Here is a 7,354-nt window from a genome sequence, read left to right on the forward strand (position 1 = left end):
CTATACAACACCCAGGAGTTCAGCACGGAAGGGATCGCAAGTGGCGGCGATCAGGCGCTGCAGCTTGAGGCCGCCGCTGCGCTTGACCGGGGAGAGGGCCGATGAGGTTCAGGACGAACTCGCGCAGGACCGCCAGGTTGTGGGCGGCATGCTCGGTGCATGCCCGCATCTGCTCGTCGGCAAAGGCCACATGCATGCAGCAGTGCACGCCAGTCTCGACCCGCCAGTGCAGGCGGACTTTTGGTTCATGCGCTGCGCGTCAGATGCCAGCCTGCCAAACGCAAACAACATCGACCTGGTGGGGCTGGCTCAAACGGGGTTGGCTTATCTGCCGGCGTGATTCCAGGTCTGCGGCCAGTGCCACCGCACTCGAATATCATCACTTCGCGAACCCCAAGATCTTCATTCGAACATCATCATCCCAAGCGGCCTACTTGCGCTCCAGGCGCCAGCTGGTTTTGGTCTGGCTGCTGCTATCCAGCCGAATCGAATTGAGAACGATCTTCTTCAAGCGCGAGCGAGCCTGTGTGGAGCGCTGTCTTCACGTACGGTGCTGGCTGCCCTGCCCTTCGGGGTAACACACTGCGCAATCGCTGCCCGCTCCGTAACGCGTTCTTCAGCCAGCTGCGCCCGCTGAATGCCTGTAACCCTGGGGGTGGTGGATCCGGCGAAACTCTCTACGTTCCGAAAACCGCCAGCAGCAAACCTGCGGCGACGGCTGAACCGATGACGCCAGCGACGTTGGGGCCCATGGCGTGCATGAGCAGGAAGTTGTGCGGGTCGTATTGAGCCCCGACGTTCTGGCTGACGCGGGCGGCCATGGGCACGGCGGAAACACCGGCCGAACCGATGAGGGGGTTGATCTTGTCCTTGCTGAACAGGTTCATGATCTTGGCCATGATCACACCACCCGCCGTACCCATGGCGAAGGCCATGATCCCGAGAAGCAGGATGCCGAGAGTTTCCAGGTTGAGGAAGCTGTGGGCCGAGAGCTTCGACCCGACACCCAAGCCCAGGAAGATGGTGACGATGTTGATCAGGGCGTTTTGTGCCGTGCTGGACAGGCGTTCCACGACGCCGCACTCGCGGAACAGATTGCCCAGGGCGAAGAAGCCGATCAGGGGAGCTGCCGAGGGCAGGAGCAGCGCGACCAGGAGCACCAGCGCGATGGGGAACAGGATCTTCTCCCGCTGCGATACATGGCGCAGCTGACGCATGCGTATGCGGCGCTCCGCTTCGGTGGTGAAGAATCTCATGATCGGTGGCTGGATCAGCGGAACCAGGGCCATGTAGCTGTAGGCGGCGACAGCGATGCTTCCCATGAGACGGGGCGACAGTTTGGACGAGAGGTAGATGGCCGTCGGCCCATCGGCGCCGCCGATGATGCCGATGGAGGCGGCATCCGGGAAACTGAAGTTGATACCGGGCACGAAGTAGGACAGCGCAACGGCGCCCAGCAGGGTGGCGAAGATGCCGATCTGCGCGGCGGCACCCAGGAGCAGGGTCTTGGGATTGGCGATCATCGGGCCGAAGTCGGTCATCGCGCCCACACCGAGAAAGATGAGCAGGGGAAAGACGCCGGTGGCGATGCCCACATCGTAGATGTAATAGATGATGCCACCCTCGTCTGAAATGCCGGCCACGGGGATGTTGCTGAGGATGCAGCCGAAGCCGATCGGCACCAGCAAGAGCGGCTCGAATCCCTTCTTGATGCCGAGAAACAACAGCAGCAAGCCGACGCCGATCATCACCACCTTGCCGAAGCCGTCGATGAAGGTCGCAGCAAGGAGCACGTCGGCGATACCCGTGGATTGCCACAGTTTCTCGAACATGCTGCCCATCGAGGGTAGATGATGGAGGACCGAGGCGTCGGCCAAGGCCAGGGAAGGGGCTGCCAGCAGGAGGACGCCTGCCAGCCACCAGCGGATACCGGACTCGTTACTCATGGTCGCTTTCCTGGGTGGCTCGGCGATCAGCCGATAGTCATCATCACTTGGCCAGCGTGGACCACGGAGTCCTTGGCGATGTCGATGGAGAGGATCTTGCCCGCCATGGGCGATTTGATCGGAGTCTCCATCTTCATGGCCTCGAGAACGACGAGGAGATCCCCCTCGGCAACGGCCTGCCCGAGGGCAACGGGGATGTTGAGTACGTTGCCCGGAATCGGGGCGGGGATCTCCGTACCGACGACGGGTGCCGCGGCAGCGGGCGCGGAGGCGGCAGCAGCGGGCTGGGCCGAGAGAATCTGGCCCGTGCCTTCGGCAACCTGGACATCGTAGCGCACGCCGTTGACCATCACCGTGTAATCACCGGTGGCGGAGGCTGCAGCCGCGGGAGCGACGGGCGCGGCTGCCGCAGCGGCGGCCTTCTTGGCCTTCTTCTCGACCTTGCGCACATTGATGCTGAACTGGCCCTTGAGGAAGTCCAGCCCTTTGTTGCCGCCCTTGGTAGCCAGAGCACCAATGATGAAGATGTTCTCGTCGGTGACCGGCAGGCCATTGTCCTGAAGAATCTTCCTCGCCGCGGGAATGCCGGGCTCGATGATGTCGAGGGGGTCACCGGTGAACACCGGCCGGCCCAGCTGCTCGGAGGCGATGTTGACGATTTCGGCGTCGGGTGGCACCGGCGTGCGCCCAAAGTAGCCGAGGACCATCTGCCCGTAGCCGTCGGTCATCTTCTTCCAGGGACCCTGGGTGGCGTTGGCGTAGGCCTGCTGGAAGTAGAACTGCGACACCGGGGTGACCGAGGCGGCGAAGCCGCCTCGCGCCACGCACTCGGCCATGGCCTTGATCACCTGCGGATAGAGGTGGAAGGTGCCGGTGTCGCGCATCATCATGGTGTTGGCCGTGAGCGCGCCGCCGGGCATCGGGGAAAAGATCACCTCGGAATCGATGGCCAGGGCTTCGGGGGGAAAAAAGTAGTCCTTGAAGCATTCCTTGGCGACCAGGTTGGCCTCCATGATCTTGGCGACGTCGATGTCGAGCGTGTAGTCGGTCCCCTTCAGGACATGCCACATGGAGAACAGATCGGGTTGCGCGGTACCGCCGGACAGCGGCGCGCGGCCAACGCAGATGCCATCACAGCCACCCTCGATGGCGGCCAGGTATTGGGCGACGCCGGTACCGCAGGTGTCATGGGTGTGCATGCGGATCTCGACCTCGTCGCCGAGCAGCTTGCGCGCCTGCTTGAAGGTTTCGTGGACCTTGCGCGGGTTGGAGGTGCCGCTGGCATCCTTGAAGCAGACCGAGTGGTAGGGAACGCCGGCGTCGAGGATGTCGCGCAGGGTCTTGATGTAGAACTCCGGATCGTGCGCTCCGCTGCAGCCGAGTGGCAACTCCATCATCGAGATCACCACTTCGTGCTCGAGACCGGCATCGGTGATGCACTGCCCGGAGTAGGTCAGGTTGCGCACGTCGTTGAGGGCATCGAAGTTGCGGATGCGGGTCATGCCGTGCTTCTTGAACATCCTGGCATGGAGGTCGATCATGTCCCTGGGCTGCTGGCCGAGGGCCACCACGCTGATGCCGCGAGCGAGCGTTTGCAGGCGGGCTTCGGGACCGGCGGCGCTGCGGAACTGGTCCATCATGTCGAAGGCCGACTCGCCGCAATACAGGAACAGGCTCTGGAAGCGGGCGCCACCTCCGGCTTCGAAATGGGTAATGCCGGCGGCACGGGCCGCTTCGATGGCCGGGATGAAATCTTTGGTAAGGGCACGGGCGCCGAAGACAGACTGGAAGCCGTCGCGCAAGGAGGTGTCCTGGAAGAGGATCTTCTTCATGGAGGTTTTTCCTGGAAAATGGGGTGGAAAACTGGAATTGGGTGCACGGCGAGGTCTAACGACGTCCCTTGCGGAAGAGGGCCACGGCGATGGCAATGGCGGCAGCGACGGCCGCGGGATCCTGGGAAGAAGTCACCGACCCAGCGGCGGTAGCGGTGCGGGAAGCGGCCGCGGGCGGCGCTTGCTGCGGAAGCAGTTTGCCAATGCCGGTCACGACGCACATCAGCAGGGTGAGGAAGCTCAGCACCACGGCCATGCCGATGAAGGTGAGCTGGAGTGCTTCGAGGATGAAATCCATAAGGGCTCCTGGAAAACTGCTGATCAATCACCTGCAAGCGCGTTCTTGCCCGCGTCGGGGCCGTTTCATTTTCGCTGAAGGCGTTCTTGTCGTCCAGTCAGCCACATTCGCTGCGTGTTTTCACGTGTTTGGCGGCCTTTAACTCCGCTTCAGGACGCAGCTTTGGTGCAAATTTCCCGCAACCGCCGCTTCGCCATCGCCAAATTTGCCAAGTCGAGCAAGATCGGCCGCTGGGCCGTGTTCTTGACTACTACGAACCGCCAGAGTCGGATGTTGATCGTCCCTTAAGCCACTCCGGAAGTTCCCGGTCGCCAGCGTTTTCAAGAATGTATTGACGGATCAGCTTCCTGATCACCTGGGAAGGTGTCAGATCATGAGCCGCGCAGATTTCCTCAAAGATTCGTTTCTTGAGCGGGTCGACGAGAATGGTCAGGCGAGCGGTGCGGTTTTCCATATCGGCACGTTGCATGTGAGTTCAATTAGGTTTTAAGTCGTAACAGTTGCGAATATAATTGCCACTCAATTCACACAATAACAGAAAATGCAGTTGCCGCGGGGTGCTCTGACCGACCTCTCAACAACGCTATTCACCTATCCCGTCTTACCCCTTTCCTGAGGCGTTTTCTGGAGCTCTGGACGGTATGTTTTTTCCGATCCGTGGCGGTCGATACGTGCTGACTTCCCACGAATGCAACCCCATTGCCAGAGCAGCCGGCTGGCAATCCACCATGCGTCCCCGCGCAAGCAGGGCCGGCGAGAGGCTGCGGGGCGCCAGTTGCCACTGACCAGCACGGGCGTTTTCCTTGATCCGACCAACTGGGTGCATCTGGATTGGGTCCTGCTGGTGGTTACCGCGTGGCTGCTGATTGGTGTCGCCGGCGTCTTCGCCTTGCACCGCCTGGCCCTGGTGGCCAGAGTGCTGTTTCCCGTCGGCGGGGCCTTCGGCCTGCTCTTGTTCGGCGTCGCGCTGAGCGCAATCGTCAGCTCGCCGGAGGTCGCCGTATTGCCAATCGGGCTCCCAGGTCTACCTTTCCACTTTCGCCTCGACAGCCTGTCCGCGTTCTTCCTGATGATCATCGGCGGCGTTTCGGCCGGCGTGTCCGCATTCGCGGCCGGCTACTTCCGCAAGGGCGAAGGCACGCCACCCGGCTTGTTGGCGCTCGAATACCACATCTTTCTGGCCAGCATGGTCCTTGTCGTTCTCGCTGACGACGCCTACGCCTTCATGGTGATGTGGGAAACGATGGCCCTGTCGTCTTTCTTCCTGGTCACCGCCAACCACCGCATCGTCGAGATCCAGCGAGCAGGCTACCTCTACCTGCTGATCGCGCATGTCGGCGCTCTCGGCATCCTGTTGTGCTTCGGCATCCTGCAGGCGGATACCGGCGACTACACTTTTGCCAACATGCGCTCGCAGGAGATTTTGCCCAACCGGGCGTCGATCGCTTTTCTGCTGGCGCTGTTCGGTTTTGGCGCCAAGGCGGGCATCGTACCGCTGCATGTATGGCTTCCCGAGGCACATCCGGCTGCGCCGTCGCCAGTCTCCGCGCTGATGAGCGGGGTCATGTTGAAGACCGCCATTTACGGCGTGCTGCGGGTGGTGTTCGATCTCCTCGGCACACCGGTGTGGTGGTGGAGTCTGGTGCTCCTGGCGGTCGGTTTGTCGACCGCGTTGTTCGGTGTCGTCTTCGCCGCGGTGCAGGTCGATATGAAACGCCTGCTGGCCTACTCATCAATCGAAAACATTGGTCTGCTATTCACTGGCATCGGCCTGGCGGTATTGTTCTCTACGCAGGGAATGCCGCTGATGGCGGCCCTGGCGTTGACCGCAGTGCTCTACCACGTGGCCAGTCATGCTTTCTTCAAAGGGCTGCTCTTTGTCGGCACCGGCGCGGTCCTGCACGCCACCCTCGAACGCAACCTCGGCAAGCTCGGTGGTTTGATCCGCACCATGCCCTGGGTGGCCTGGGCCATGCTGATCGGTGTTCTGGCCAGCGCCGGCTTGCCGCCCTTTGGTGGCTTTGTCTCCGAGTGGCTGTTGCTGCAGAGCTTCCTGTTCTCGCCGGATTTGCCGAGTTCATTCCTCAATATGCTGATTCCCGTGGTCGCCGCCCTGATCGCGCTGGTCGCAGCGCTCGCCGGCTATACCATGGTCAAGTTCTTCGGCGTCATCTTTCTCGGCCAGCCCCGCGAGGAGAAGCTGGCGCAGGCGCATGATGCCGGACGCTGGGAGCGTGCCGGCATGGCCTGGCTGGTCGCCGGATGCATTGCGCTCGGACTGTTTCCGGTGCAGTTCATCGCCCTCATCGATCCGGTGACGCAGTTGCTGGTGGGCTCCGGGCTTGCCAAGACGGTCGGCGGCAGCGGTTGGCTGCTGGCGCCGGTGGCGATCGAGCGCGCGAGCTACGGGCCGGCGATTTTCCTGCTCGGCGTCGCTGCCAGCTTCGCGCTCGCCTTCCTGCTGGTGCGCCTCTTCTATCACGGCCGCGTACGGCGCTCGGCGCCCTGGGACTGCGGCTTCCCCTGGCAGAACGCGCGCATGCAGGATACCGCCGAAGGTTTCGGACAACCGATTCGGCAAATCTTCGAGCCCTTCTTCCGCTGGGAGCGCGAGCTGCCGACGGCTTTCGATGCCGAGCCACGCTATCGCGTCAGCGTCACCGACCCCTTCTGGCACTGGCTTTACCTGCCGCTGGCTGCCGCCGTTGAGCGTCTGGGACGGCTCATCGGTCTGTTGCAGCAGGGACGGATTGCGGTCTACCTGCTGTACAGCTTCGTGACCCTGATCACCGTGCTGCTGGTGGTCGAGCTATGACTTGGCTCGGCGTCTTCTCGCAACTGCTGGAGATCGTCCTGGCGCTGCTGCTGGCGCCCTTGCTCAGCGGCTGGGTCAATCAATGGCGTGCCTGGCTGCAGAACAAGTCGGCGCCCAGCCTGCTGCAGCCGTACCGCATGCTGCACAAACTGTTCAACAAGGAGTCGGTGCTTGCCGAGCACGCTTCGCCGCTGTTCCGAGGCGCTCCGTACATCGTTTTCGGCTGCATGGCGCTGGCCTGCGCAATCGTCCCAACCTTATCGACCGACCTGCCTCTTTCGCCGGCGGCAGACGCGATTGCCCTGGTCGGCCTGCTGGGGCTGGCGCGGGTATTCATTTCGCTGGCGGCCATGGATGTCGGTACTTCCTTTGGCACGCTGGGCGCGCGGCGTGAAATGCTGATCGGCTTTCTCGCCGAACCGGCGCTGCTGATGGTCCTGTTTTCGGCATCGTTGATCTCGAA

Annotated in this window: 6 protein-coding genes and 1 pseudogene; 2 read left to right on the forward strand and 5 right to left on the reverse strand. The window is 62.4% G+C overall.

The window, feature by feature from the left end; genetic code table 11:
* The 5 genes and pseudogenes from RUW20_RS12600 to RUW20_RS12620 form a co-directional block, all read right to left on the reverse strand.
* Positions 1 to 259 (reverse strand): annotated as a pseudogene (locus RUW20_RS12600) (ISAs1 family transposase); the annotation flags it as partial.
* Positions 260 to 677: 418 nt separating this feature from the next.
* On the reverse strand, positions 678 to 1,832 hold the full coding sequence (locus RUW20_RS12605; RefSeq protein ID WP_409559360.1) for a sodium ion-translocating decarboxylase subunit beta: 1,155 nt from the start codon (positions 1,830 to 1,832) through the stop codon (positions 678 to 680).
* A 140-nt stretch (positions 1,833 to 1,972) separates the two neighbouring features.
* Positions 1,973 to 3,778, reverse strand: a complete 1,806-nt coding sequence (locus tag RUW20_RS12610) for a biotin/lipoyl-containing protein (RefSeq protein ID WP_313952581.1) — start codon at positions 3,776 to 3,778, stop codon at positions 1,973 to 1,975.
* 55 nt (positions 3,779 to 3,833) lie between these two features.
* Complete coding sequence (locus tag RUW20_RS12615; protein ID WP_313952582.1) at positions 3,834 to 4,076, reverse strand: OadG family transporter subunit; 243 nt, start codon at positions 4,074 to 4,076, stop codon at positions 3,834 to 3,836.
* A 250-nt stretch (positions 4,077 to 4,326) separates the two neighbouring features.
* Positions 4,327 to 4,530 carry a CopG family transcriptional regulator gene (locus RUW20_RS12620; protein ID WP_313952586.1) on the reverse strand — a complete coding sequence of 68 codons (204 nt, stop codon included), beginning with the start codon at positions 4,528 to 4,530 and terminating at the stop codon, positions 4,327 to 4,329.
* A 321-nt stretch (positions 4,531 to 4,851) separates the two neighbouring features.
* On the opposite strand from RUW20_RS12620, the gene hyfB reads away from it, so the two are divergent.
* Both hyfB and RUW20_RS12630 read left to right on the forward strand, forming a co-directional pair.
* Positions 4,852 to 6,891, forward strand: coding sequence for a hydrogenase 4 subunit B (gene hyfB / locus RUW20_RS12625; protein WP_313952583.1), 2,040 nt, complete (start codon positions 4,852 to 4,854; stop codon positions 6,889 to 6,891).
* Positions 6,888 to 7,354 (forward strand): NADH-quinone oxidoreductase subunit H (locus RUW20_RS12630; protein WP_313952584.1); only part of this gene is annotated, 467 nt, incomplete at its 3' end. The genes hyfB and RUW20_RS12630, both read left to right, overlap by 4 nt.

It is taken from the genome of Accumulibacter sp., from assembly GCF_032229525.1.
In the GTDB taxonomy this organism is placed as follows: domain Bacteria; phylum Pseudomonadota; class Gammaproteobacteria; order Burkholderiales; family Rhodocyclaceae; genus Accumulibacter.